The 26594-nt window shown below is 41.7% G+C and carries 22 protein-coding genes; 2 read left to right on the forward strand and 20 right to left on the reverse strand.

What is annotated here, in order from left to right:
• Positions 1–54: 54 nt before the first annotated feature.
• From DYD17_RS10135 to DYD17_RS10235, 20 genes are all read right to left on the reverse strand, one after another.
• Positions 55–495 carry a CoA-binding protein gene (locus tag DYD17_RS10135; RefSeq protein WP_003052963.1) on the reverse strand — a complete coding sequence of 147 codons (441 nt, stop codon included), beginning with the start codon at positions 493–495 and terminating at the stop codon, positions 55–57.
• A gap of 206 nt (positions 496–701) precedes the next feature.
• On the reverse strand, positions 702–3344 hold the full coding sequence (gene polA / locus DYD17_RS10140) for a DNA polymerase I (RefSeq protein WP_115253157.1): 2643 nt from the start codon (positions 3342–3344) through the stop codon (positions 702–704).
• A 144-nt stretch (positions 3345–3488) separates the two neighbouring features.
• Positions 3489–5216, reverse strand: coding sequence for an ABC transporter permease/substrate binding protein (locus DYD17_RS10145; RefSeq protein WP_003052969.1), 1728 nt, complete (start codon positions 5214–5216; stop codon positions 3489–3491).
• Between the two features lie 17 nt (positions 5217–5233).
• The gene (locus tag DYD17_RS10150) at positions 5234–6430 is read right to left on the reverse strand and encodes a quaternary amine ABC transporter ATP-binding protein (protein WP_003052970.1); all 1197 of its coding nucleotides are present in this window, start codon (positions 6428–6430) and stop codon (positions 5234–5236) included.
• A gap of 432 nt (positions 6431–6862) precedes the next feature.
• Positions 6863–7774, reverse strand: coding sequence for a diacylglycerol/lipid kinase family protein (locus DYD17_RS10155; RefSeq protein ID WP_115253158.1), 912 nt, complete (start codon positions 7772–7774; stop codon positions 6863–6865).
• Positions 7775–8017: 243 nt separating this feature from the next.
• On the reverse strand, positions 8018–9109 hold the full coding sequence (gene ulaG / locus DYD17_RS10160; RefSeq protein WP_003052974.1) for an L-ascorbate 6-phosphate lactonase: 1092 nt from the start codon (positions 9107–9109) through the stop codon (positions 8018–8020).
• A gap of 295 nt (positions 9110–9404) precedes the next feature.
• On the reverse strand, positions 9405–11051 hold the full coding sequence (locus tag DYD17_RS10165) for a BglG family transcription antiterminator (RefSeq protein WP_174221701.1): 1647 nt from the start codon (positions 11049–11051) through the stop codon (positions 9405–9407).
• 297 nt (positions 11052–11348) lie between these two features.
• Complete coding sequence (locus tag DYD17_RS10170) at positions 11349–12065, reverse strand: L-ribulose-5-phosphate 4-epimerase (protein ID WP_115276471.1); 717 nt, start codon at positions 12063–12065, stop codon at positions 11349–11351.
• Position 12066: 1 nt separating this feature from the next.
• Positions 12067–12930 carry an L-ribulose-5-phosphate 3-epimerase gene (locus DYD17_RS10175; RefSeq protein WP_003052980.1) on the reverse strand — a complete coding sequence of 288 codons (864 nt, stop codon included), beginning with the start codon at positions 12928–12930 and terminating at the stop codon, positions 12067–12069.
• A 3-nt stretch (positions 12931–12933) separates the two neighbouring features.
• A complete protein-coding gene (locus DYD17_RS10180) occupies positions 12934–13596 on the reverse strand; it encodes a 3-keto-L-gulonate-6-phosphate decarboxylase UlaD (RefSeq protein WP_115253159.1) in 663 nt (220 codons plus the stop codon).
• A 108-nt stretch (positions 13597–13704) separates the two neighbouring features.
• Positions 13705–14190 carry a PTS sugar transporter subunit IIA gene (locus DYD17_RS10185; protein WP_003052984.1) on the reverse strand — a complete coding sequence of 162 codons (486 nt, stop codon included), beginning with the start codon at positions 14188–14190 and terminating at the stop codon, positions 13705–13707.
• Positions 14191–14316: 126 nt separating this feature from the next.
• Entirely contained in the window at positions 14317–14595 is a 279-nt protein-coding gene (locus tag DYD17_RS10190) for a PTS sugar transporter subunit IIB (RefSeq protein ID WP_002986367.1), read from the reverse strand.
• A 70-nt stretch (positions 14596–14665) separates the two neighbouring features.
• Positions 14666–16099, reverse strand: coding sequence for a PTS sugar transporter subunit IIC (locus tag DYD17_RS10195; protein ID WP_003052986.1), 1434 nt, complete (start codon positions 16097–16099; stop codon positions 14666–14668).
• Positions 16100–16391: 292 nt separating this feature from the next.
• Entirely contained in the window at positions 16392–18893 is a 2502-nt protein-coding gene (gene leuS / locus DYD17_RS10200; protein ID WP_115253160.1) for a leucine--tRNA ligase, read from the reverse strand.
• Between the two features lie 380 nt (positions 18894–19273).
• Positions 19274–20719, reverse strand: a complete 1446-nt coding sequence (locus DYD17_RS10210; RefSeq protein ID WP_115253161.1) for an LPXTG cell wall anchor domain-containing protein — start codon at positions 20717–20719, stop codon at positions 19274–19276.
• Positions 20720–21151: 432 nt separating this feature from the next.
• Positions 21152–21691 (reverse strand): transcription termination/antitermination protein NusG, encoded by a 540-nt coding sequence (gene nusG / locus DYD17_RS10215; RefSeq protein ID WP_003052990.1) that lies wholly within the window; start codon positions 21689–21691, stop codon positions 21152–21154.
• A 218-nt stretch (positions 21692–21909) separates the two neighbouring features.
• Positions 21910–22086, reverse strand: a complete 177-nt coding sequence (gene secE / locus DYD17_RS10220; protein ID WP_003052994.1) for a preprotein translocase subunit SecE — start codon at positions 22084–22086, stop codon at positions 21910–21912.
• Between the two features lie 12 nt (positions 22087–22098).
• A complete protein-coding gene (gene rpmG / locus DYD17_RS10225) occupies positions 22099–22251 on the reverse strand; it encodes a 50S ribosomal protein L33 (protein WP_003052996.1) in 153 nt (50 codons plus the stop codon).
• Positions 22252–22299: 48 nt separating this feature from the next.
• Positions 22300–24648: a penicillin-binding protein PBP2A gene (pbp2a, locus tag DYD17_RS10230; RefSeq protein ID WP_115253162.1), complete on the reverse strand. Its 2349-nt coding sequence runs from the start codon at positions 24646–24648 to the stop codon at positions 22300–22302.
• 38 nt (positions 24649–24686) lie between these two features.
• A complete protein-coding gene (locus DYD17_RS10235; protein ID WP_003053000.1) occupies positions 24687–25067 on the reverse strand; it encodes a RidA family protein in 381 nt (126 codons plus the stop codon).
• A gap of 341 nt (positions 25068–25408) precedes the next feature.
• Between DYD17_RS10235 and DYD17_RS10240 the strand changes: the two genes are divergently transcribed.
• Positions 25409–25600, forward strand: a complete 192-nt coding sequence (locus DYD17_RS10240) for a hypothetical protein (protein ID WP_003053001.1) — start codon at positions 25409–25411, stop codon at positions 25598–25600.
• Entirely contained in the window at positions 25584–26495 is a 912-nt protein-coding gene (locus DYD17_RS10245; RefSeq protein WP_115253163.1) for an RluA family pseudouridine synthase, read from the forward strand. Before DYD17_RS10240 ends, DYD17_RS10245 begins: the two co-directional genes overlap by 17 nt.
• The last annotated feature ends 99 nt before the right edge of the window (positions 26496–26594 follow it).

A 26594-nucleotide genomic window follows, 5' to 3' on the forward strand; every position in this document is an offset into this window, starting at 1 on the left:
CCTATCATTTTTTCTTTATTATATCACAAGATAAGGATTTCAACGACTAAAGATCTATCCTTGTTTGATGATTAAGTCTAAGTAGTCAACCTTGAGGCAGCGATTCATGACAATCGCCTGCTTGCCCGCAGATCGTAAAATCATTTCCGCTTCTTGATTTTCAAGGCCTAACTGTGCCCAAAATACTTTGGCTTGACTCTCCAAAAAGTCTCTGGCAACTTCTGGTAAAAACTCACTTCTGCGAAAGACATCTACAATGTCAACCTCAAAAGGAATAGCTTTGATTGTTGCATAGACTAACTCTCCTAAAATCGTCTGTCCTGCCAACTTGGAATTAACAGGAACAATCTGATAGTCCATAGCTTGCATAAACTTGGCAACCTGATAAGCAGCCGTATCTTGTCGGTCAGAAAGGCCGACAATAGCAATGGTCTTAGCAGATTCTAGATAAGTTCTTAAGATATCATCTGAAGGATTTTGAAATCGGTAGGTCATTTTCTACTCCTCACCTCTTTAAAAGAGAACATAGTAACAAGCCACAAAGACCAAGATAAAGGCTAAGGCAATCAAAAACATGACACCAGCCAATTTTAAAATCATTCGTAACAAGAGCTCAAAACCGTTCATTAGTTCCCCTTACAGTTTCTATTTTCATGTTATTATAACATATCTTATAAAAATGAGAAACTTCATGAAGAGAGCTACTTGGCTTCGTACCAGCTCTGGCCTGCATTTTCATCTGCGCGTAGAGGAACTGCCAAGTCAACAGCGACTTCCATGGTCTCTTTGACTAACTTTTTAACAGCAGCCAACTCAGTGTTTGGCACTTCCAAAACAATTTCATCGTGCACTTGAAGGAGCATTTTAGCTTTGAAACCACCTGCTTGCAAGGCGTTGTCCAGGTCAATCATAGCAATTTTTAGAATATCAGCTGCGCTTCCTTGAATCGGCGAATTGATGGCAGTACGCTCTGCAAAGGAACGTACGTTGAAATTGCGAGAATTGATGTCCGGTAATTCACGACGACGCTTAAAGAGGGTCTCCACATAGCCCTTGTCTTTAGCCTCACGAACCACATTTTCCATATAGGCTTTGATGCCAGGATAACGTTCAAAGTAAGTATCAATGTAAGACTTGGCCTGTTTCCGAGTGATGCCAAGGTTATTTGACAAACCAAAATCAGAAATCCCATACACAATTCCAAAGTTAACAGCCTTGGCATTGCGGCGGTCATTGGCAGTAACATCTTCTGCTTTCTCAATGCCAAAGACACGCATAGCCGTTGAGGTATGGATGTCTGCCCCTTCGTTAAAGGCAGCAATCAAATGCTCATCCCCTGAAATATGTGCCAGTAAACGCAGTTCAATCTGTGAATAATCTGAACTCAACAAGACGGCATCTTCTTGAGATGGGGTAAAGGCCTTGCGAATCAAACGCCCCTGTTCCAAACGGACAGGAATGTTTTGAAGGTTAGGGTCAACACTAGACAAACGACCTGTCTGGGTGAGGTCCTGCACGTAGCGGGTATGAATCTTGCCATCAGCCAGAATATAATCCTGCAAACCAATCACATAAGTAGACTGTAATTTGGTAATTTGGCGATAGTCCAAAATTTTAGCCACAATTGGAGCAATCGGCGCTAGACGTTCCAAAACATCCACTGCTGTAGAATAACCTGTCTTGGTTTTCTTAGTCATCTCAAGAGGTAACTGCATCTTCTCAAATAAGATACTGCCCAGCTGTTTAGGTGAATTAATGTTAAATTCTTGACCAGCCATATCGTAAATCTCTTGGGTGAGGGCTTCAATAATGGCCTTATTTTGCTCCGCCATGTCTTGCAGAGTAGCTCTATTAACCTTGATCCCTTCAATCTCCATTTTAGCAAGAATGTTCGCTAACGGTAGCTCAATTTCATGGTAAAGAGCAATTTGATCATGGTCAGCTAGTTTCTCCACCATAGGCGCTCTACTATCCAAAAGAACCTTGACTTTACGGGCTAAATGCCCAAGCAGAAGCTCTTTTTCAGGAACAGCTCTTTTGACACCCTTGCCATAAATGCTGTCATCTGCTTCTAGGGAAATGTCGGTGAAAAGCCTTGCAATAGTAGTGAGCTCATTGTCTTCCACATTTGAGAGAAGGTAATTAGCCAATCTGGCATCATAGCTAGGTGCCACTAAATCAAGTCCTAAGTGACTCAACAGGACCTTACTACGCTTAAAGTCATAGGTGGCAATAGGTTTTTCAAAGACCTTTTTGAAAAGGTCAGTTGATAACAAGCTGAGGTCAGTTGACGCATAAATCTGCTCTCCATGTCCCCATGCAAAGCCAATGATGTCCTCACGATGATAATTGTCCCGAAGCACTTCAAAGTAGAAGATGTCCTCATCGCTAAAAAGATCAGCAGAGAGAGAAGTAACTTCTTGGTAAGAAACAGCTGCGATAGCTTCTTGAGGCATCTGACTCGCCAAATCTTTTTTCAGTTGGACAAAATCCATTTCGTCGTAAAACTTAGACAGACTAGCAACATCAGGACCATTGTAGATAATATCATCTAAGCCAATTGTGATAGGAGATGTTGTATTAATGGTTGCTAAGGTTTTAGACAGAAAAGCTTGGTCACGGTCATTGAGCAAGTTTTCTTTCATTTTGGAAGCTTTGAAACCTTCAACGTGCTCGTAGATACCTTCTAAACTACCAAATTCGTGAAGGAGCTTGAGACCAGTTTTTTCACCGATTTTGGTAACTCCTGGAATGTTATCCGATTTATCCCCCATCAAGGCTTTGAGGTCAATAAACTGGTTTGGCGTCAAGCCCATTTTTTCCATGAGGTAAGCCGGCGTGAATTCTTCAAATTCGGCAACACCTTTTTTAGAGATTTCAACCACGGTATTTTCGTCAGCCAATTGAATCAAATCCTTGTCTCCGCTGACAATGGTCACATCGAAAGGCACTTCTGTGCGCTCCGCCATTTTATCCAGCGTCCCAATAATATCATCGGCTTCGTAATGTTCCAACTCATAATAAGCAATACCAAGGGCTGTCAACATCTCACGAATATAAGGAAATTGCTCACGAAACTCCTCTGGCGTCTTAGCGCGACCAGCCTTGTAGTCTGCATACATTTCTGTCCGGAAGGTGGTTTTGCCCGCATCAAAAGCCACCAGCACATGTGTGGGCTGGACTCGCTTCATCATGTGGTCTAACATCAAATGAAAGCCATAAATGGCATTGGTATGAAGACCGCTATGATTTCTAAAACGGTCGATTTGATTGTAGAGGGCAAAAAAGGCACGAAAGGCAACTGATGACCCATCAATTAACAGTAATTTATTCTTGTTTTCCATAGCCTTATTATAACACAGTGGTGCAGGCTTTGCTCTTTCAAGCCTTTACTTTTACCCATAAGTGAGCCCCAAACTGAAAAAAGCCTAGGAGCTCTCCTAGACTTCTATGATGATGTGTTATGATAAGCATTTCCTAAAGTTAGCTTATTTGGTCCAACTTGATACCTTAGATTTGTTTGCCTCTACCCATTTTTTAGCGGCAGCTTCTGGAGTCATGCCCTTGTTGATGTCAAGCATGACTGCTTCCATATCTTTTTTGGTCCAGTGGAACTTATCAATGATTTTGTAGACATTTGGAAGGTCTTTTTTCAAGCCTTTACGGGCAATGGTATTGATGTTCTCAGCAGAGCCAAAAGTTTCTTTAGGATCTTTAAGATACTTCAAGTCATATTTAGCAAACATCCAGTGTGGTGACCAAGCTGTCACGACAATAGGATCTTTTTTCTTGATGGCTTGGTCTAAGGAAGTCGTCATGGCTCCTGTTGATGCCGCAACTAATTCCCAGCTTGATAGATTATCATAGTCCTTAAGGGCATTTTTTGCAGCTGTCATGATTCCTGCACCTGGCTCAATTCCTGTGATTTTTTGATTGGCTTGACTAGTTAAATCCCCAATACTGTTAACATCTGTCATGTATTTTGGAACAGCTAAACCAAGTTTGGTCCCTTTTAAATTAGGTCCTAAATCATCTAATTTTGACTTGTATTTCTGATATTGTTGGCCATGGGTAACAGGCAACCAAGCACTGGTTGAAAAGTCGGCATTCCCATTTGCAATGGTTTGCCACATAACGGCATTGTCAAGCGGTGTCAAGGTTACATGGTAACCTTCTTTTTTCAAAACTTCTGCAATCACGTTAGTTGAGGCAACTTCAGAATCCCATTGCACGTAGGCAATGTTAACATTTTCACCTTTTTCTGCCATACCAGAAGTCATGGCCATAATACCACGTCCTAAAGCAGCTATCAAAAAGACAGCAAGCGCTGATAGAGCAATCCATTTATTGGTTTTGCCAGCTTTAGCTTTTTCTTGCGGTTTACTGTTGAAAAGCTGTGTCATACGGTCAAGAACAATAGCCAAGATAACCAAGGCAAGACCACTGACAAATCCACTACCAATATCAGCGTGCTGAAGAGCTGATAAGACTTCACGTCCTAAACCAGGCGCACCGATCATGGATCCTGTGACAACCATGGAGAGGGCTAGCATCATGGTCTGGTTGACACCCGCCATGATGGTATTTTTAGCCAAAGGCAATTCTACCTTGAAGAGCTTTTGTTTCCCCGTTGACCCAAAGGCATCTGAGGCTTCAATCAATTCTGTTGGAATGTCACGAATGGCCAAGTTTGTAAAACGAACCGTTGGTGGTAAGGCAAAGATGACTGAGGCAAACACACCCGGAACCATACCAATACCAAAGAAGGCAACGGCTGGAATCAAGTAAACAAAGGCTGGCATGGTTTGCATAAAGTCCAAGATAGGATTAACCACTTGGCGGACCGTGGCATTTTTAGCCATCCAAATCCCTAGTGGAATACCAATCAGAACTGAAATCAAACTGGCAACCAAGACCAAGGTAAAGGTATTAATTAATTGTTCCCAGAGACCTTGGTTATAGATAAAGAGCAAGCCTAGGAAAGTAAAGGTTGGTAGGGGCCATTTTTTCTTAGCAAGGAAAAACATAGCCGCTGTTACCAAGACGATAAAGAAAAGGGGATGAATAAACAAGAGAGTCTTGGTCATCCAGTCCATCAAGAAGCTTCCCACAGCTTGTAGGACATCAAAAAGTCCTGAGAAGGTTTTGGTTATCCATTCCGTTAATTGTTCAACCAGTTGAGCCACTGGTAATTTCGTTTGTAATATCGTTTCCAAAATGCAATCACTCCATTCTAGTTAAGGTCTTCATCTGGGATGTTAGCTAAAGCTTCAATCACACGTCCTCGGATTACAACCCCTAACAGACGGTTATTGTCATCTGTCACTGCAATCGGTGCAGAAGAGTCATAAATCAGTGGCATAATATCTGTGATAACGGTGTCTTTTGAAACCGTTCTAACGTCACGGTCGATGACTTCTGATAACGGTAACCCTTTTTTGCGGGCTTCAATAGCTGCATCAGCTGTTAAGCTACCCACTAATTGGCGGCGGCGATTCGTCGCCATCAACATAGACACCTCTTCATTATGCATACGGTTCAAGGCAACTTGAGGCCCGTCCAATTCAATGGTTGTCGTTAGCGGTTTAATCATAATATTTTGTGCTGTCAAGACTTTAGAACGGTCCACGTCTTCAACGAATTCACGAACAAAATCGTTGGCTGGGTTAGTCAAGATTTCTTCTCCCGTTCCAATTTGCATGATTTGACCATCTTTCATCAAGGCGATTCGGTCACCAATCCGCAAAGCTTCATTCAAGTCGTGACTAATAAAGATGATGGTTTGTTTCATACTGTCTTGCAGATCAAGCAATTCATCTTGCATTTCACGACGGATTAAGGGGTCAAGGGCTGAAAAGGCCTCATCCATTAATAGGATTTTAGGACTATTTGCCAAGGCACGCGCTAAACCAACACGTTGTTGCATCCCACCAGAAAGTTGGTCAGGGTACTGGTCCTTGAAATCCAGAAGACCAGAATTATCAAGGGCTCTTTCAGCTAATTCCTGTCGCTTTTCTTTTGGAACGCCACGCAATTCCAAACCAAATTCAGTATTTTCCAAAATGGTTTTATGCGGAAATAGGGCAAAGCTTTGGAAAACCATGTTAATGTCATGACGGCGAACTTCACGCAGTTGCTCTGCAGACATGGTTGAAATGTCTTTACCCCCAAGTAAGATCGATCCGGTTGATGGTTCAATCAAACGGTTCAACATACGAACAAGAGTGGATTTCCCGCTTCCTGATAGCCCCATAATAACGAAGATTTCACCTTCTTTAACCTCAAAGCTAGCATCATAGACACCTACAGTTGCACCTGTTTTCTTGAAAATCTCATTTTTACTTTTGCCAGCCTTGACCATTTCAAGCGCAGCCTTTTGCCGTTTGCCAAAAATTTTACTCAAATGTTTGACTTCTAAAATAGTATCCATTTATTCCTCTCCTAAATGATAAATTATGTCTAGGTATGATTTTGGCATGCTACAACCTAACAGTCACCAAAATATTAAAAGTAGCCCTACTCTTTTTGTAGTTATATGGTCACTTTTTTGCTTAAAAAAAGAATCTGCCGAAACAGAACATAACTATGTTATCATGTGTGGTCACTTTATGTCAAGGACAAGGTCCTGATTTTAGAACTATTGATCAATCCTGTAACCGTTTCTAAGCTTGTTATCACTGCATTTTTTTAAGATGATATTTTTTTGACTGGATAGTGAATTCTGCGCTATTTTCCCCTTAAATTGGCACTTTTAGGGTCACTTTGAAACAAAAAGCCACCTTAAAAAAGGTGGTCACTCACTCTAAAATGGCAACAAACAGTCGTGTGAAAACTAAGGTTTTTTAGGATAATCCGTAAAATGTTATTCCGTATCTGTTGTCTCTGATTTACGACTAGTGTAAACCTCTATATGGCTTGGAAGTACTTTAATGCTTAGAGGCAAGTCATCGCCTTCATCCCCATCGACATTACTTTTAAGACTAGCATCTTCCAGTGCAATATTAACTTCCTTGACCCGTTCATAACCCAATTGGTCACTGCCTTTGGTCTCAGCTGAAAATAGGCTTGGTAAGGCTGCTAATGTGTCAAAAAAAGTTTTGTCCTTGATATAAACCAGATGAAGGTAACCGTCATCTACTTTCGCATTTGCTGTCAGTTGATCAAATCCTCCAATGGAATTGGTCAATCCAACCAGAATGAGGGAACTTTTTAACTGCTCTTCTTTCCCATCGCGAGTCAGTTGAAAAGTGTAACTGGTATTGGTCACAACTTGTTTGAGGCCTGATAAAAAGTAGGCAAGAGGTCCTAAAGCTGTTTTTGCCTTATCGTCCACATTGTTAATGGACTCAGGAATATTGCCAATAGCAATAATGTTCATAAAATAAGCATCATTAACCTGGCCAACGTCAATAGCTTTAGGATGGTCCAAATCAAGACTGTCAATTGCTTGATCAGGATCCAAAGGAATATCCAAGGCACGGGCTAAGTCATTGACTGTCCCCAAAGGCAAAAAGCCAAAACGTGGACGATGAGACTGCCCCGATATCCCGTTGATAGCTTCATTAACAGTGCCGTCTCCACCCATCGCAAAGACACTATGGTAACCATCATCTGTTGCTTCTCGCGCAAAAGCCTTGGCATCTCCAGCTTCTTTGGTATGCTTGACAGTGACCTTATCGAAATGGTCAGACAATTTTTGCTGCATCTTCGTTTCGTATACTTTGGCCTTTTCCCCACCTGAAGCTGGATTAACAATCAGTAACGCATCTTTCATCTTTAGACTCCCTTCCTTGTGGCTGCTTCTCAATGATTCTCCTCAAGCTCATGGCTCTTTTTAACCACTCCTATCTGCCTTTATTGTAACACAAACCTTGGCATTTGCCTTTTCTAGAGACTGATTGAATAGTAATAGCTACTCACTCACCATTTTAAGCATCAAAAAGCTCACCCAAGTGAGCAGGTCCACAAAACCAACTGGCTTTGTGAGCTACCTCTAGCTTGGATGAGTCGATGGGTATTAAAGAAGAGCTTTGAATTGGATATTTGAGTCTTCTAAGAAGCAATCATCAAAACCACGTGGGTGATGGTATTCGATGCGGTCTTGGTCTTGTGGATAAGTGTATTTACCACCAACTTCCCAGATAAATGGATGGAAATCGTATTGAAGACGTTCTTTGCGCATTTTCCACAATTCAAGAATTTCATCTGTTGATGCCATAAAGTTTGACCAGATGTCATAATGAACTGGAATAATGACTTTGGCATGGAGATTTTCTGCCATACGAAGCAAATCAATCGAAGTCATCTTATCTTGAATACCAATTGGGTTTTCCCCATAGTTGTTCAAGGCAACGTCAATCTTGTAGTCACGACCATGTTTAGCAAAGTAGTTGGAGAAGTGAGAATCAGCACCATGATAAATGGTTCCACCAGGTGTTTCAAAAATGTAGTTAACAGCTTTACGTGCCATTTCGTCATCCGTCACCGCTAAACCTGCCAATTCACCACCTTGTGCGTCTGCTCCTTCGACAGGAAGAGTCACCAAGCAAGTGCGGTCAAAAGATTCCACAGCTGTCACTTTCATGTCTTTAAACTCAAAGCTATCACCTGGTTTCAAGATCATGATACGGTCTTCAGGCACACCCCATTTTTTCCAAATTTCGCCGCATTCGTATGGACCTACAAATTTAACGTGGTCAAGTTTTGGATTGTTGATAATGGCTGCCGCAGTATTGATATCAATATGGTCACTATGGTAGTGAGAAACCAAATAGTAGTCCAATTCGTTAATCATGAATGGGTCAATGACCATTGGCTGTGCTCTAAGGTTTGGTTGCAATTTACGCACACCTGCCATATTAGCCATTTGATGGCCGCGCACCATGTCTTTCACTTTTTTAGTTGATTTACCACGCGCAGACCACAAGTCCATGACAATATTAGCACCGCCCGGGGTTTTGATCCAGACACCGCAGTTTCCTAGCCACCACATGGCAAAATTGCCGTCTGGCACCACTTCTTCTTCGATTTCTTCGTTTAACCACGTTCCCCATTCTGGGAATGTGCTAAGAATCCATGATTCACGTGTAATATCTTGTACTTTAGCCATTAGATTTCCTCCAAGAGTGTTCTTCTTTTCTATAAGTTAAGTATAGACTTTCTTACCACTGATAAAAAGACCAAGTCTCACACAGTTGTGTGTTCAAAAATGGACTGGATTCAACCCTAACTAAGCTAGAAAAATGCCTTTAATGTGATGTTTTGCCTTCCTGAGATGATGAGAACAAAAGCAAAAATTGCCCTAAAAACAAGGGGAGATATTTTCTCAGAACATACTAAAAACCTCAGTTATGTTTTTTCTACGTCATAGAAAAACTGAGGTACCTTTTTTGATATGTAGACACTCACAACAATTCTCGGTGAATGAGTTTCTCAATTTTAGAAGTCAGCGCATAGCAATCGGACTCGTCTTTGACAACTGCCTCGATTGCCTTAGCCAGTTCTGTAGAAAAACGTGAGTGCTCTGTCAAACGCCCCTGTTTAGAGAAACGAATCAGCCTAATAATATCATCATCACTTAAAACCGGATTGACAATTAAGATAGGCACTTTGGTTTCCAAAATATCTGTTGTGGCAACAATCATATCTACTGATAAGAGGTCATAGACGCTCTGGTACTGCTCTGTGGTAAAGACCGCTTCAATCTGACCATTGGCCAAATACCGTTGGCACTGTTTGAGCAAGAGCTTTTGAATCCCAATCCCGTCGTCTGACACGATAACCAACTTGGTTTTGTCTTGATCAGGAGTATTATGCCGCAACTCTCCTCCGAGATGGATAGTTAGATAGGCCACGTCATCATCGGTCAGATGAATATCCCAATCCTTTTCGAAAATGGTGGCACAGGACTGCGCCATGGCAAATAATTCTTCGTATTTTTCTTTGATGTGGTCTGTCAGCGGATTAACCGAGAAAATACCATAAGCTTTGCGGTAAACAAGTGCCTTACAGTGAGTGGTTAACTGCTTTAACAAATCCTGCCTATGGGTGAAATGCAACTGGTAGCGTTTCTCCAACTGGTCAATAAAATGACTAATCGTCGCTCGCATCTCATCATAATCTTGACTTTCTACGTGGCGATCCTGATCTTTTCGGAAAGACAGCATGAGCATGGCTACCATTCCCACTTCAATATCGTCCAAGTGAAACTTAAAATTCCTATAGAGTTCCCCAGCTAATTCCTTAGCAATCTGGTATTCTTTACGCTTCCAGATAAGGTTAAAATCCTTTTTAAGAGCACTTTTAATATCTGAATCAAGCCGCATGTTACGATAACTTAAGAGCATGAAAGGTAAGATTTGCAACATAAATTGACTATCTTGAGTATTAATTGTCTTTCCTAGACTAGCCTGAGATAAAAGGAGGTACTCGTGAAAATATGCTAGAATATCTTTTGAAAAATAAACGGAAAGCCCCTGTATTTCTGACAACTTCCGATTAAACACGTCAATAAAACTACCATTTCCTCCTTGATAAACATCCACCAATAGTTTGTAAAGGTATTGAATTAAAACCATAGGATGACAATCAAAATAATAACCTCTCGCTTTAGTCACATGCAATTGAATCTTGTACTGCTTATCCTCCAATTCTTCCCGAAGTTCGGTCAAATCATTCAATATAGTATTACGGGACACATCATTGATTTGCATGAGCTTATCGATGGTCACTCGTTCAGTAGATACTGCAATATACACCGATGATAGACGCCTGCGTTCATCACTTTTCATGACGTAGTTGTAATCAGTCACGTCTTCTAATAGCAAACGGCAGGCAGCCTTTTGCTCGTCATTTAAGAGAATACCAATCCTTGGATAAGATGTGATTTGCTCAACTTCTCTTGGTAAAGCCTCATTAATCTTTTCAAGCTGATAATAGACTTTACGCCGTGATTGATTTAGGGCGTGTGAAATCGCCATGACTGTTTCAGGTACTTCAAGTTTAAGTAAGTATGAGAGCAAATCATAACTCTTTTTATCCAAAATCATCATTGTTACAAACCTCCTCTCTAAAAATCTGTCTTTGTCTATTTTATCATGATTTGGACAGCTTGACAGCTATCTCCTGTAAAGAATCTTGTTAGCAGGGCAAGTGTGTGGCTTTTATTAGAAACCCTATTTCTAACCAATCATCGCTAAGAAAACTCTTCCATAGCGAGGTGAAGTCGTCATTTTTTAAAGTAGCGATACCGAGCAAAATGAGGCTGGGACTCCTGTCCACAGCCTTTTTTTACTGTCAATATATCCTAAAGTAGACCAATACCTTAAGGTTAAAACTCACGCTTATTCTTAGTGCTCATCGCCTTTTTGTCCATAATAAGCATTTGGCCCATGTTTACGCAAATAATGTTTATCCATAATGTATGTTGGTGCAGGCTCTACGCGGGGATTGATTTGCTCAGTCAAGCGATTCATTTTAGCCACCTCTTCTAAGACAACAGAGTGGTAAACAGCTTGCTCCGGCGTTTTCCCCCAAGTGAATGGGCCGTGGTTACGGACGACAATACCTGGCACCGCCATAGGATCTAAGCCTCGCTTACTAAATTCTTCCAAAATCACGCTACCAGTTTCTTGTTCATAGGCCCCATCAACTTCTTCTTTCGTTAATGAACGAGCGCACGGAACTGGGCCATAGAAGTAGTCAGCATGCGTAGTTCCATAAAACGGAATGTCACGACCTGCCTGTGCCCAACCGACAGCTTCTGTGGAGTGAGTGTGGACAATACCCCCCACTTCTGGCCAAGCTTTATAGAGCTCCACATGAGTTGGTAAATCTGAAGAAGGGTTCAAATCACCTTCGACCACATTCCCATCAAGGTCTGTAACAACCATGTTTTCTGGTGTCAAAAGCTCGTAGTCCACACCAGAAGGCTTGATGACGATACGCTCTAACTCACGGCAAACTTCGGAGACATTGCCCCAAGTAAATTTGACAAGGCCATGTTCTGGTAAAGATTTATTGGCCGCACAGACACGTTCTCGCATTTCTTGTAAATTTTTTACCATATTACGTCAACCCCGCTTTTTCAATGAGTGGGTAAAGAAAATCCTGTGCTTCTTTGATAGCAGCTTTTGTTTCCTCTACCGTTTCACAATTTTCTGACCACATTTCAATCAAGAATGGCCCATTGTAGTTGGTTTTCTTGATGACCGCAAACATCTCTTCCCAGTCCACACAACCTTGACCAAATGGCACATCACGGAATTGCCCTTTTGAGGTTTCTGTGACAGCATAAGTATCTTTCAAGTGGAGGGCTGCAATGGATTTGTGGCCATTGTAAAATTCACTCCACAAATCATTATGCCAGGCAGACACATTGCCTGTATCAGGATAGACAAAGAGATAAGGTGAATCAATTTCTTTTTCAACTGCCAAGTATTTCTCAATAGAGTTGATAAAAGGGTCATCCATGATTTCAATGGAAAGCATGACTTGGGCTTGCTCAGCCCAGTCACAAGATTGTCTCAAGTTTTTGATAAAACGAGCACGGGTTTCAGGTGATTTTTCTTCGTAATAAACGTCGTAACCAGCCAATTGAATAGTACGTACCCCAAGGTCCTGTGCCAATTCAATACACTGTTTCATCAATTCCAGAGACTTGGCTTCAATAGCAGGATCGTTTGAGCCTAGTGGGTAACGTCTATGACCAGAGAAACAAATGGTCGGGATGCGAATTCCTGTTTCATAAATGGCTTTCACTAAATCAAGACGTTCTTCCTTAGTCCACTCTAAGCGAGCTAAGCGAGCATCTGATTCATCAACAGACATTTCCACAAAATCAAAACCTAAGTCTTTTGCAAATTGCAAGCGTTCACGCCAGGTAAACTGTTTTGGCGTTGCTTTTTCATAAATACCAATAGGACGTGCCATAGGTTACCCCCAGATACGTTTGATCTCATCTTTGAAGGCACGCGCCGCTGCAGCAGGATCTTCTGCTTCAGTAATGCCTCGCCCTGCGATAAAGGTAAAGACATCAACCCCTTCAAAAAGTTTCAAAGTGTCTACATCAAGCCCACCAGTTACTGACACGCGGAAGCCCATGTCAATCAATTTTTTCACCTTGTTAAGGTCTTTTTCACCCCAAGTTTCTCCAGCAAGAAGGGCATCACGTGATTGGTGGTAAATGGCTTGGGAAATCCCAGCGTCAAGCCATAATTGAGCTTGTTCATAAGTCCAATCACCATAAAGTTCAATTTGAATCTCCCCACGGTCTCCGCGCACTTCTTTTATGGCTTTGAGGGCTGCTTCCATGGTTGGAATTGTCGCACAGCAGATACAAGTCATCCAGTCAGCACCACGTTTTGCATTGTTTTTAGCCACCGTGCCACCAGCATCAGCACATTTGGTATCTGCCACGATGATTTTTTCTGGGAAAAGGCTGCGCAAAACCTCAACCAACTCGCTTCCGATTTGAAGCAAGCAAACCGTACCGGCCTCGATAACGTCTACTTCATGGCCGACTGAAACGGCCGCTTTGATAGCCCCTTGCAAGTTAGAATGGTCTAAAGCAACTTGTAAATTTGGAAGATGTGTCATGTGTTTTTCCTAGAACTCTCAGCGGCTATGAAAAAGCTGATGAGGAGTTCTTATCCTTTCAATAATGATTGTGAGTCGTTTTATCCGTTTAAGTCAGTAAGCTATCGCTTAAGAGTCTAAATCCAAACCTTCTAAATACGGGCTATTTTTTGATTCTTCTACCATTGCCAGCACTTCTTCTGAACTTTGGCAAGCCACCAAGCGTTCAATGGCATTATCAAGTTCAAACAAGGCCACAATTTGTGGAATAGCGACTGTTGTGTGGATAGAAGGGTCTGTTGCCGCCAACGTCAAGAGAACAGAAACCTCTTTACCATCTGAGAAGGTGACTGGTCTTGTTAAAGTAATCAAAGAAAAGGCATTACGGTTGACCCCACGACCTGCTTCTGCGTGAGGCATTGCCATCCCTGGCATCAGCACATAATAAGGGCCGTATTTTTCGGTTGATTCAATGATGGCGTCGTAATAAGCTGATGTCACTGCTCCGCTATCAATTAAGGGCTGAACAGCTAATTGAACAGCTTCTTGCCAAGTCTGTGCCTGTAACCCCAAACGAATAGAGTCGTTAGCAATAAAGGCTTGTTTTAAATTCATAAATATATCTCTTTCTAGTGTTTTTGTTTTAAAACACACCATTTTCTTGTCTGTTAACTGACTTTTGCTAAAGAGAAAGAGTTGGGAACCTTCGTCACAACTCCTCCTTTTTGTTTTAGAATCAGCTTATAGCACTTCTTGCAATTTGGTTTTGATTTCATTGTCATCCATCAGGTTATCAAGACCAACTAGGTGACCTTTCGTACGACCATCAAGTTCATGAATCAAGTGGTTTGAAGCCACCACAATATCATAACCAGAAGCCAGACCTTTTGCTTCACCAACAGAACAAGACGCAGATTGAATATCAGTCACACCAAGTTGACGAAGTGCATTTTCAACTTTCATTTTAATCACCATAGATGATCCCATGCCATTGCCGCATGCTGTTAATACTTTAACCATTCGTTTTTCCTCCAAAGTTCTTAGGTTTATATCTTGTTAAAATAGCAGAGCTATTATGCGAGAGTGGTGCTTATTGAGCTTCACCACGGTAGTAAGCTTCTTTATCTTTAGCTTTTGCGAATTGCAATTGTGGAATAGCAAGAAGGAAAATGCAGACAAGAGCATAACCTGCAATGCCAAGGAATTTGAAGAGGTAACCAAATGGTAACCATGGAAGAACCAAGTCGATGTTTCCGTGATAACCACCTGTAAGGCCTAGTAAACCAACAGCTACTGCACCGAGTGCAACTTGCAAAATACCTGAGATAAAGGACAATGCAACTGCTGCTTTCCAACCACCACGTTTATCAGCGTAAACCGCAATTGCCGCATTATCAAAGAATACGGGAACGAATCCTGTGATAATTAAGATTGGGTTTTTAAAGATAACAAGAAGAGCAATCGTGATTAATTGACCGATCAAACCAAAGGCAAATCCTGAAAGAACCGCATTTGAAGAACCAAAACCGTAAGAGGCTGCAACGTCAACCGCTGGGAATGATCCTGGAAGCAATTTGCTTGAGATCCCTTGGAAGGCATTGGTCAACTCAGAAACGAACATACGTACACCTTGCATCAAAATGAAGAGGTAAACAGAGAAAGTAAGTGATGTTTGAAGAATATACATGAAGAAAGCTTGCTTAGCTGGGTTGAAAGCGCCTGGTCCGATTAACTCTACATTAGACATGATGTCTGGACCAAGGACAGCCAAGATAGCTCCAAAGAAGACTAACATTAAGGTTGCTGACGCAACAACGGTATCGTGGAAAATATTTAAGAAGGTTGGTAATTTTAAGTTATCAAGGTTTTCTTCTTTTTTACCAAAGATTGGCGCAACCTTATCCACAAACCAAATAGCAAATTGTTGTTGGTGACCAATCGCAAAACCACCGCCACCTGTTAGGCGTTGTGTTGCTTCAACCGTCATGTTTGAGCTGACTGCCCAGTAAAGACCACAGATGATACCAACTGCCCACGCACCAAAGGCATTTTGGAATTGAGGGATTAAGAGAAGGACAAAGACAGAGATAGTTGCTGCCTGTTGTACCATGATATGACCAGTGATGAAAAGGGTACGAACTTTAGTGACTTTGCGAAGCGCAACGAGAAGAATGTTGACCCCAAAACCAATCAAAAGAGCTGTAGTGGCTACACTGATGAAGCCCATTTCTTCTAATTTGGTATTGGCAGCCGCAAGACCAAAGTAAGGGTCAATAACAGCTGCTTTCAATTCAAATTTCTTGGCAAGAGCCACTAAGATTGGACGGAAGGTCGTTACCAGACCACCTGCACCAACGTTCAAAATCAGATAACCAACTGTCGCTTTGACAAAACCGGCAAAGACTTCATAAATTGGTTTTTTAAGGAGTAAATACCCAATTAAAACCAAAAGACCTACAAAGAAAGCTGGGTTTTGCAAAATGTTTTGCGAGAACCAGTTTAGGGGAGCTAGGAACATTTCCATGCGAACTACCTCTTTTCAAAGTTTATAAATATAATGTTTTTATATGTTCATTATAGGTAATGAAAGCGTTTTAAAAAAGACCAACTATCACACAAAGAAGTGTTCAAAATTAGACTTCAGTTAACTTATTTTAATATTTAACTATACTTAATTTATTTAAAACCCTTTAAAAAAAGTAGTTAATCTCCCAACAAAGCCATAATCCTTAGGCTTTTCCAACGAAAAAAGACCCCCCTGGAACAGGTCCCCAGTGGAGTCTATATAGATATCAACTATTATTAGTCTTTGATTGTTACTTTACCACGATATTAACAAGCTTGTTAGGGACTGCAATCACTTTGACAATGTCTTTGCCTGCAATCTCAGCTTGTACTTTCTCGTTAGCAAGGGCTGCAGCTTCTAAGTCTTCCCTAGAAAGGTCCTTAGCAACCACTAATTTCGCTTTGACTTTTCCTTTGATTTGGACAACGATTTCCACATCATTTTCAACCAATTTGGACTCATCCCAAGTTGGCCAAGCCACATGAGCAATGGACTCATCTGATTGAGTAATCATTTGCCAGAGTTCTTCACCTAAGTGTGGCGCAAATGGAGCAATCAATTGCACAAAGCCTTTGGCATAGTCCACAAACAACTGATTTTCTTTATTAGCTGCATTGACAAAAATCATCAATTGAGCAATGGCAGTATTGAACTTCATGGTCTCAATTTGTTCAGTAACAGCTTTGACAGTTTCGTTATAAACTTTATCCAAGGTGCCGCTATTTTCCGTCACAATCTCCTTAGTCGTCACCAAACGGTAGACGCGGTCAAGGAACTTACGAGAACCTTCTAAGCCTTCTTCGCTCCAAGCGATTGAGGCATCTAATGGCCCCATGAACATTTCGTAAACACGCAAGGTATCTGCACCGTATTGTTCGACCACGTCATCAGGATTGACAACGTTTTTGAGTGATTTAGACATTTTCGCTGGTGCTTGTTCAAGCTCCTCACCTGTTTCGATATGGAAGAAGCTGCCATAACGTTTTTCCACCTTGTCAGTCGCTACAAGCGCTCCACGATGGTCACGGTAACTTGCTCCCAAAATCATCCCTTGATTGAAGAGTTTTTGGAATGGTTCTTTGGTTGGCACAACGCCTAAATCGTAAAGGACTTTATGCCAGAATCGAGCATACAGGAGATGAAGCACCGCGTGCTCGGCACCACCCACGTAAATATCAACAGGCAACCATTGTTTCAACAATTCTGGGTCCGCCAAAGCTTGATCGTTGTTAGGGTCAATGTAGCGCAAATAATACCAGCTTGAACCAGCCCATTGTGGCATAGTATTGGTCTCACGACGACCTTTAACACCATCTTCGCGGGTCACTTCTAACCAATCAGTCAAGTTAGCTAGTGGTGACTCACCTGTTCCTGAAGGGCGAATATCTGAAGTTACTGGCAAGACAAGCGGCAACTCATTTTCAGGAACAGCTGTTGAGGTGCCATCCTCCCAGTGGATAATTGGAATCGGCTCACCCCAATAACGTTGGCGGCTGAAGAGCCAGTCACGCAAGCGGTAAGTCACTTTTTCATTTCCAACTTCCTTGTCTTCAAGCCAAGCTACCATCTTAGTGATTGCGTCAGTCTTGTCTAGACCGTCTAAGAAGTCGGAATTAATGTGAGGTCCATCCTCGGTGTAAGCAGCCTCTGCCACATTACCACCCTCAAGCACTGGAATAATCTCAAGGTCAAATTGTTTGGCAAATTCCCAGTCTCGTTCGTCGTGGGCAGGTACAGCCATAATAGCCCCTGTACCATAACTTGCTAGCACATAGTCCGCAATCCAGATTGGCATTTCTTTGCCATTGACCGGGTTAATAGCGTAGCTACCCGTCCAAACACCTGTTTTTTCCTTAGCGAGGTCAGTGCGGGCCAAATCAGATTTCAAGCTCGCTTGGCGTTTGTAGTCAGCCACTGCCTCTGCTTGTTTAGGGCTAGTGATTTCGTCAACAAGGGCATGTTCTGGCGCCAAAACAGCGTAGGTTGCTCCAAACAAGGTGTCAGGGCGTGTGGTAAAGACAGTAAAGTCTTTGTCACTGCCTTTAACCTTGAAGGTCACATTGGCACCGGTTGACTTACCAATCCAGTTACGTTGCATATCCTTGATAGACTCTGGCCAGTCAACCTCTTCTAAATCTTCTAAAAGACGTTCAGCGTAGGCCGTGATTTTAAGCATCCATTGGCGCATTGGTTTGCGGACAACAGGGTAGCCACCACGCTCAGAAGTTCCATCAGGCAGCACTTCCTCATTGGCAATAGCTGTTCCCAACTCTTCTACCCAGTTCACAGGAACTTCTGCCTCATAGGCCAAGCCTTTTTCATACAATTTGGTAAAAATCCATTGCGTCCACTTGTAATAGTCTGGGTCAGTGGTATTAACTTCACGATCCCAATCATAAGAAAAACCAAGGGCATTGATTTGGCGTTTGAAGTTAGCAATATTTTCCGCTGTAAACTCTGCTGGATCATTACCGGTATCCATAGCGTATTGCTCAGCAGGCAAACCGAAGGCATCCCAGCCCATTGGGTGCAAGACATTGTAACCTTGAGCACGTTTAAAGCGACTTAGAATATCTGTTGCCGTGTATCCTTCCGGGTGTCCGACGTGAAGACCGGATCCTGAAGGGTAAGGAAACATATCAAGTGCATAAAACTTAGGTTTCGAAGCGTCTGTTCCTGTCTTAAACGTGTGATTGTCAGCCCAGAAGGCCTGCCATTTCGGTTCAATGGCTTTATGATTGTAAAATGTCATGTCAAATCTCCCATGTAAAAAAGTCTAGTCTCCTTATTATAGCATGATATGAGGCTTTTAGGAATGGGCAAGTGAAGCGATGTGTTGTTAATTTCAGATTTTTCAAACTATTATAGCTTTATAAGCTCCAAGAAAGTCGCCCAACACCTCCCAATAATAGATAGTCCACCAAACACTTGTACCATCCATCCCGTGATAACCATAAAATCTAATAAACAGTTAGAAAACCACAACAACTCAAATCACTGTTAACCAAAAAATAACATCTGACAAGCGAAAGTCATATTAACTGGAAAACACGCCGATACTAATAAAGAATGAAAAAAGCAAACCACTAGGATTTGCTTTTTTAGCTTTTAGAGATAAGTATCAGACTGAGATTAGTCTTCTTTGCGTTTGCCTGCAACAGCCATAACACCTGCACCTTCCATAATGGTAAGTGCTGCAGCTGTAAAGAATGCGTTGGTAGCTTCACCTGTTGATGGTAATTGTACCTTGTTAGATGCAACACTTGATGATGCCATACCAGTTGTAGCTGACGAACCTACTTTAGTAGATTTAGTAATATCTTTAATCTTAGCTGCTGATTCAGCTTTCAAGCGGTCAATTTCTTTTTGGAAGTTAGCTTTTTCTTCTTTAGAAGTGTTTTCTAAAGCTTCAAACTCTTTAACTTTAGCTGCAAGCTCTTCTTCAAGACGTTTAATTGCTGCTTCAAGCTCTGCTATTTTTTCAGCATGTGCTTTCTTCAAGTCAGCAATTTGTGTTTCAAGTTTTGCTTTTTCAGATTTAACTGCTTCAAGGTCTTTAGTAACAGTCTCTAGCTCTGCCTTAACTTTAGCCACTTCTTCTTTGGCAGCAGTCACTGCAGACTCAAGTTTAGCAACCTTAGCTTCTGATTCAGTTTTTGCTTTTTTAAGTTCTGCTACTTTAGCTTCTGATGCTACAAGTGCGGCATCTGCATCTGCTTTTGCTTTTGCTAAGTCAGAAAGGTCACGTTTACCAGCTTCAACCAACTGATTTGCATTAGCAAGATCTGACTTCACTTTTTCGACTTCAGCTTGAAGTTCTGCGATAGTGGCATTAGCAGCTTCTAATGCGGCATCTGATTGAGCTTTTTCAGCTTTCAAGCGGTCAATTTCGGCAAGTTTTTCCTGCATTTCACGTTTTGCAGATTCCACAAGACGACCAAAGCTATCCACAGTATTGAGAAGATCTTCAGCTTCAGCTGTTTTAGCCGCTAATTGATTAGCTAAGTCTGTTGAGACAGCAAAGGCTTTGTCTCGGCTAGCTTCTGCAGCTGCTAACTTATCGGCAAGATCTTTAGAAACGTTAAGAGCATTAGCCTTAGCTTTTTCAGATTCTGCTAACTTATCGGCAAGGTCTTTAGAAACTTTGAAAGCGGTATCGCGTTCTTTTTGCGCACTTGACAAGTCTGTGGAAAGTTTTTTAGTCTCTGCAAGAGTTGCTTTTAACTCATCATCTAATTTGCTTACTTTTTTAGACAACTCATCTGCTTCTTTATGTTTTTTAGAATACTTGTCTGCTTGATCTCTTAATTGATCATTTTTCTTGTTTAATTCTTCTTGGGTTTTCTCAGAAAGATTCTGAAGAATTTTACTCTCCTCACGGAACTGAGTAATTCTCCTCATTGCCTCTTCTTTTGCTTTAGCAAGTAGATAAGGAGCCAAAGGAGCTGTATTGTCTCTAGCTAAAGGACTATCTGCATGTAAATTTAATAAATCTTCAAGAAATTTATCTGGTAATCTATCATTAACTGAAAAGGCAACACTTTTCTGTACAACATTTATAAAGTGTTTTCTAGGCAATTAGATAGAATCTAGCCATATCACATCTGCTTATACTTATCAGAAACATTTCCTAATTTTTCAACTTCCACGAGAATCCTAGTATCATTACTAGCATTATTAGTAGTATCAACTCTTCTCAAAAAAGGGCTCTTTGAATACTAGCTTTCTTTCAGCCGGCAAAACTGTACTTTAGGTATTGTACTATACCAGTTAATACAAACGATGCTACAACTCTATCTAAAACGATTTTTTCTCAGGTATCCTTCATTTATTTTTCTTTTGTCTTCTCGTTTACTTAAATGTCATCCCTTTACAGACTATTGCAAGGTAGCTTCACCTGTTTAAAGACCTTTTCATTTACCACACTAAAAATCAGACGATAAAACATACCGTCCGATTATTTTTTATGTCAAAAAGTGATTATTACAATGCTATAATCACTTTTATTGATTACAATTCTGCAATTTGGTAGAGCTCTACTTCCGCCACTGTTTCGGAACCAAACATATTAAGTAACAGTTTCACTTTATTGTTTTCAATTTCAACCACACGTCCTTCTTGGCCCATAAAAGCGCCATCAATAATTTGTACCACATCGCCCTCTTTGATGTTAGTATCAAAGACATCAATGGTTTGTCCCATAGATAATAGGATGGCACGGATTTCTTCTTCAAGTAGTGGCGTTGGTTTAGAACGGTTACCGTGTGAACCCACGAACCCAGTAACGTTTGGGGTGTTACGCACCACGAACCAAGCTTCATCTGTCATGACCATTTCTACCAATACATACCCTGGGAAGCGGTTTTCTTCGATTTCTTTGGTTTGCCCATTTTTTTCCACGTTAACGGTTTGCGTTGGGATTTCCACGCGCAAAATATTGTCCAACATGTTGTAAGTCTGTGCACGTTGCAAGAGGTTTTCTTTCACCTTGTTTTCGTAGCCTGAGTAAGTTTGGAGGACGAACCAGCCCTTGTCAAAAGAATCTAACATGATGTTTCCTTTCATTATAAAAAAAGCCTCTTTTGGCTTTTGCGATGTTTTCTATTACCCTCATTATAATAGAAGAAACTGCCACTGTCAATGAAAGACCTTGTTCGTGACACTTTCTAATCTCCATTTTCAACCTGAGCTATTAAGCACTCAAAAAGGCTGGGAATAATTCCCAGCCTGGCTTTTCCAAGCGATGTTTTCCAATCTCTTTAGTTAACTTAGAAGAAATTGATCAATGATAATACGCCTTTTGACAACAACTGGTCAAAGATATAAATAATCACCGTAAAGAAAGCCGTGTACTCAAGAACTGAGATAAAATCTTTCCAACGTTGTTTACGGTCTGGCCATGTTGTGTCTTTTAAGACTTTAAAAATCCCACTAATGAATCCCATCAGGCTCTCCTCTTAACGTGTTTCCTTATGTAAGGTATATTTTTTACAATACTTGCAAAATTTGTTGACTTCTAGACGTGTTGGTTTTGGGGTGCTGCTTACTCCGATAGAGTAGTTGCGGCTGCCGCATTCGACACACGCTAGGCTTGCTTTTTTCTGTGCCATAACGCCTCCGTAGTCCATATTCTACCATGATTTTTAGAATTCCGCAAGCTATCTGAAATAGTCCACAATACCGTTCCAGATGGATTGGACTTTATCACGCAAGCCGGATTGATCAACGGCATCAGATAAGGATTTTGAGGCTTCCTCAGCTGATTTTCTCAAGCCATCAATGATGGACTGGGAATCAATCCCTCTCTGGTTACCCGTTTCATTGATCCCATAGACAGCTGCAATGCCATTTTGAGCGTAAGCATTATCCACATGGAATTGGCTACCTTTTGTGTAAGGGAGGATATAAGAGGCTTGGGTACTAAAAATCGTTGAGGCTGTTCCTGCACTGGAGTCGGTCAGGTAATGGTTTTCATCGGTCTGATTAAAGCCTACCCACTGGCTGATGACCACATCTGGGGTATAACCAATGACCCACTGGTCTCCTGCAACATCTGGGTTAAAGCTCGTTTCGGTGGTTCCTGTTTTTCCAGCTAAGGTATAACCATAGACGTTAGCGTTAACGGCTGTTCCGTTTGAGAAAGTCCCTAACATCATGCTTGTCATCTTGTCGGCAACAGATTGGCTAATCACGCGCTTAGCCTTATCGGTAAAGGCTTTGACCACCTCACCTCTAGCATTTTCAATGCGGGTGATGAGATGGGCAGGGTGAATGACCCCATTATTAGCAAAGGCAGCGTATGCCTGAGCCATTTCCAATGGATTGGTGGTCACACTACCGCCGAGAGCTACGCCCAACTCTTTTTGGGCAGAGGTCATGTCTAGACCAAACTTCTTCCCATATGCAAAGGCCTTATCAATACCAATGTCATTTAAAGTCGAAACAGCTGGAATATTGTATGAATTGGCTAGCGCTTGATACATGGGCACGTCTTCTGATTCGTAGTTGCCATAATTGTGAGGCTGATAGCCATCAAAATCTTGAATCGTGTTCGGCAGTTCTTTTTCGATTGACCAGCCAGAAGCAACAGCTGGTGCATAGACCACAAGAGGTTTTATGGCCGACGCTGGGCTTCGCTGCGCTTGGGTCGCGTAGTTGAAACTTCTAAAGGTTGGGTTCTCACTACTGTTTACTCGACCAATCAGTCCACGAACCGCTCCTGTTTTAGGATCTAGGGCAACACTGGCAGCCTGCGCAGAACTGCCATCATAGGCTGAGACAGGGAATAGATTATCATTATTAAAGGTCGTCTGCATACCTGTCTGGTAGTTTTGATCCAATTCTGTATAGACCTTGTAACCATTATTAACAATATCTTTTTCGGAAATACCGTAGGTTGAAATGGCCTCATTGATCACCGCATCAAAGTAAGATGGGTATTGGTAGTCATCTGACTTGCCAACGTAAGTATCGGCCAAGCGATTACCCATGCCAACTGTTTTAGCCTCAGCAGCTTGATTTTGGTTGATTTTCCCTGCATCAACCATAGCTCCTAAGACTGTATCTCTTCGGTTGGTTGCATTTTCGAGGGAATAATAAGGGTTGTAAATTTCAGGTCCCTTGAGCATTCCAGCTAAGGTAGCAGCTTCATCTAAGGTCAGGTTGGCAGCTGTTGTTCCAAAATACTTTTGACTAGCATCTTCGACACCCCAGACCCCATTTCCAAAATAAGAATTATTGAGATACATGGTCAGGATGTCTTTTTTACTGTATTTTTTGGTTAATTCTAGGGCTAAGAAAAATTCACGCGCCTTTCGCTTAATGGTCTGATCTTGCGACAGGTAGGCATTTTTAGCCAACTGTTGGGTAATGGTAGAGCCACCTCCAAATCGGCCAGCTGTTACCACTGCCAGCAAAAAACGTTTGAGGTTAATCCCATTATTGCTATAGAAAGTCCTGTCTTCTGTGGCAATCACTGCATTTTCGAGGTCATCTGAAATGGCATCCAATTCCACATATGTCCCTTTTTGTCCAGACAAACTCCCCGCGTATTCACCCGTATGATCGTAAATGACAGTTGTCGCTTTCAAGGCATCTTGTAAGTCAGAAACCTTGGCTGTTTTTGAGAGGTAAAACAGATAGGAACCTAGGAGCAAAACAAGAGTTCCTATTAAAATGATGAGAATCTTGCCAATATGGTAGCGACGCCAGAATCGGCGAATAGGATTCTGCGGCGACGGCAAAATAGCCTCTAGTTTTTGTAACCAGACGGGCTGTTTTTTAGGGGCCGTTTCTCGAAATTTGCTGCGCTGAAAGGAAGCTGAAGCGCTTTGGTTTGCTGCTGAATCTGCTACTCCCACCTCTTGATAGGGCTCTTGCCCTTGTGATGAGAAGTCGTTACCGTCATCAAATCGTTGCGCTTTCAAGGCTTCTTCTTTTTTTAAGGCTTGTTTTTCCTGATAGTGTTTCGGAAAAAATTTTTTTTGTAAAAGTTCTAGAAATGTCATAGAGTCATTATACCACTAAGACCTTAAACAAGTCTTGACTAGCTAACAGGGATGTGTTTAGAATAAGCCACACCATCCACCTGGAACAGCAAGCCTTCTGGTCCACCATGGTATACAAATTCTGTCTGGATGGATTTACGGGCTGGGTAGCGACCGTTAAATCGTTCTTTAATAATCTTTTCCATCACAGGCACATTCCAAATATCTCTGAAGAGGCAGTCCATTTGAACCACTGCTTCCAAGGTCAAGCCAACAAGCCCCAAGCGGCGTTCCATTTCATCAAAGGCGCCATTAATCTGGCTTTCAATATCTTGACCAATATTACCCACGCAATAATTCAAATAGTAAAAGTCTCCTGCCTCTACAAGGCCTGTATGAGCCCACTCTTCGTTAACGTCATAGCGTCTAATTGTTTTCATTATTCTTCCTCTAATTATCGTTAAGCTTTTTATCATATTATAACAATTTCTGTTCAAATCTTATATTAAAAACCGTTACAAAAGCATTTTTGACCATTAAAAAGACAGGTTCAAAATAGTCATTACTGAAATTCCTATTTAAATTAAAAACCTTGTTAACAGCTGCTTTACCACCCTGGAAATAGTTCTAGTGGTTAGGCAACAAGTCAATCACTCTGGAAAATTTTCCTTTCCTTGTGGTTCATCAGCTAATTTTGACCTAAAACATGCTATAATAGCACTAGATTCTTTCCCTATGAACAGGAAACCTAAAGACTAAAATAGAAAGATAGGACCCATGAATGAATAAATTCCAAGCCTTTAAAGAAACCTTATCTGCTGACAGTTTAAAAGCCATCTACGATGAAACCCGCCTTGAAGTGGCTAACGACGAACGTGAAGGAACGGAAGCATTCTCTGCTGCGCTTGCCACACAAATGGCTGTCAACCTCGTTGAAAAATACCACGAGTGGCTCAATGAAGACCGTCACTAAGTCATCTCAGGGCTTTACCGTTAGGTTTCAAAATCCTTATCAGACATTGACCGTTAAGGAGCTTTTGGAGGACAAACTCTTGATTCCTCGCAAAATTAGGCATTTTCTACGAACCAAAAAGAACGTCTTGGTTAATGGCAGTGCCATTACTTGGCAAAGTGCTGTCAATAGCGGAGATCAGGTTGAACTTTTCTTTGATGAAGAAGATTACCCTGATAAACCTATTATGATGGGGCAAGCCAATAAGGTAGACTGTCTTTATGAAGATGACCATCTTATCATCGTCAATAAGCCTGAAGGGATGAAGACCCATGGCAATGAGCCCAACGAGTTAGCCCTTCTCAATCATGTGTCTGCTTACACCGGACGAACCTGTTATGTGGTTCATCGGTTGGACATGGAAACAAGTGGTGTCATAGTCTTTGCCAAAACCCCATTTATCCTCCCTATTCTCAACCGTCTTTTGGAAAAACGAGAGATTAGCCGAGATTATTGGGCATTGGTATACGGAACTCTCTCTAGCAAAGAAGTGAGCTACCGTGAGCCTATTGGTCGCCACCGTCACGACCGACGAAAACGCGTGGTTGATGTGAAACAAGGTCAAAAGGCTGTGACAGACGTCAAGCTTCTCAAATCTTTCAAGCAAAACGTCAGCCTAATCAATTGTCGGTTACAGACGGGTCGGACCCATCAAATTCGAGTTCATTTGTCTTACCACGGTCATGCTCTATTGGGTGATCCCTTGTATTCAAAAGGAAAAGCTGAATGCCCTCGTCTTATGCTGCATGCCCATCAACTCTGGCTAAGACACCCCTTAACCCAAGAGATGATTTGCGTGCAGGCCAAATCCACAACTTTCGAGACAGTCTTACAACAAGTAAAGGCCAAGGGATAACCCCTTAGCCTTTTTTAGTTATTCCACCAACTTAGCATAGGTGTGCCAAGTCCTTTGGTGAGATTTGTTTTTTCTCAGGATCTTTAAGGTGATCAGGTG

The organism is Streptococcus dysgalactiae subsp. dysgalactiae, from assembly GCF_900459225.1.
Taxonomy (GTDB): domain Bacteria; phylum Bacillota; class Bacilli; order Lactobacillales; family Streptococcaceae; genus Streptococcus; species Streptococcus dysgalactiae.

Bases quoted from the DNA above. Each gene is read 5' to 3' on its own strand.
- DYD17_RS10170 (WP_115276471.1), bottom strand. From the start codon at position 12,065: ATGGTAAAAAATTTACAAGAAATGCGAGAACGTGTCTGTGCGGCCAAT.
- DYD17_RS10180 (WP_115253159.1), bottom strand. From the start codon at position 13,596: ATGACACATCTTCCAAATTTACAAGTTGCTTTAGACCATTCTAACTTG.
- DYD17_RS10185 (WP_003052984.1), bottom strand. From the start codon at position 14,190: ATGAATTTAAAACAAGCCTTTATTGCTAACGACTCTATTCGTTTGGGG.
- DYD17_RS10240 (WP_003053001.1), top strand. From the start codon at position 25,409: ATGAATAAATTCCAAGCCTTTAAAGAAACCTTATCTGCTGACAGTTTA.
- DYD17_RS10165 (WP_174221701.1), bottom strand. From the start codon at position 11,051: ATGATGATTTTGGATAAAAAGAGTTATGATTTGCTCTCATACTTACTT.
- pbp2a (WP_115253162.1), bottom strand. From the start codon at position 24,648: ATGACATTTCTAGAACTTTTACAAAAAAAATTTTTTCCGAAACACTAT.
- DYD17_RS10150 (WP_003052970.1), bottom strand. From the start codon at position 6,430: ATGGATACTATTTTAGAAGTCAAACATTTGAGTAAAATTTTTGGCAAA.
- rpmG (WP_003052996.1), bottom strand. From the start codon at position 22,251: ATGGCACAGAAAAAAGCAAGCCTAGCGTGTGTCGAATGCGGCAGCCGC.
- secE (WP_003052994.1), bottom strand. From the start codon at position 22,086: ATGGGATTCATTAGTGGGATTTTTAAAGTCTTAAAAGACACAACATGG.
- DYD17_RS10155 (WP_115253158.1), bottom strand. From the start codon at position 7,774: ATGAAAGATGCGTTACTGATTGTTAATCCAGCTTCAGGTGGGGAAAAG.
- DYD17_RS10135 (WP_003052963.1), bottom strand. From the start codon at position 495: ATGACCTACCGATTTCAAAATCCTTCAGATGATATCTTAAGAACTTAT.
- DYD17_RS10175 (WP_003052980.1), bottom strand. From the start codon at position 12,930: ATGGCACGTCCTATTGGTATTTATGAAAAAGCAACGCCAAAACAGTTT.
- DYD17_RS10235 (WP_003053000.1), bottom strand. From the start codon at position 25,067: ATGAAAACAATTAGACGCTATGACGTTAACGAAGAGTGGGCTCATACA.
- DYD17_RS10190 (WP_002986367.1), bottom strand. From the start codon at position 14,595: ATGGTTAAAGTATTAACAGCATGCGGCAATGGCATGGGATCATCTATG.
- polA (WP_115253157.1), bottom strand. From the start codon at position 3,344: ATGGAAAACAAGAATAAATTACTGTTAATTGATGGGTCATCAGTTGCC.
- ulaG (WP_003052974.1), bottom strand. From the start codon at position 9,109: ATGGCTAAAGTACAAGATATTACACGTGAATCATGGATTCTTAGCACA.
- DYD17_RS10195 (WP_003052986.1), bottom strand. From the start codon at position 16,099: ATGGAAATGTTCCTAGCTCCCCTAAACTGGTTCTCGCAAAACATTTTG.
- DYD17_RS10245 (WP_115253163.1), top strand. From the start codon at position 25,584: ATGAAGACCGTCACTAAGTCATCTCAGGGCTTTACCGTTAGGTTTCAA.
- nusG (WP_003052990.1), bottom strand. From the start codon at position 21,691: ATGTTAGATTCTTTTGACAAGGGCTGGTTCGTCCTCCAAACTTACTCA.
- leuS (WP_115253160.1), bottom strand. From the start codon at position 18,893: ATGACATTTTACAATCATAAAGCCATTGAACCGAAATGGCAGGCCTTC.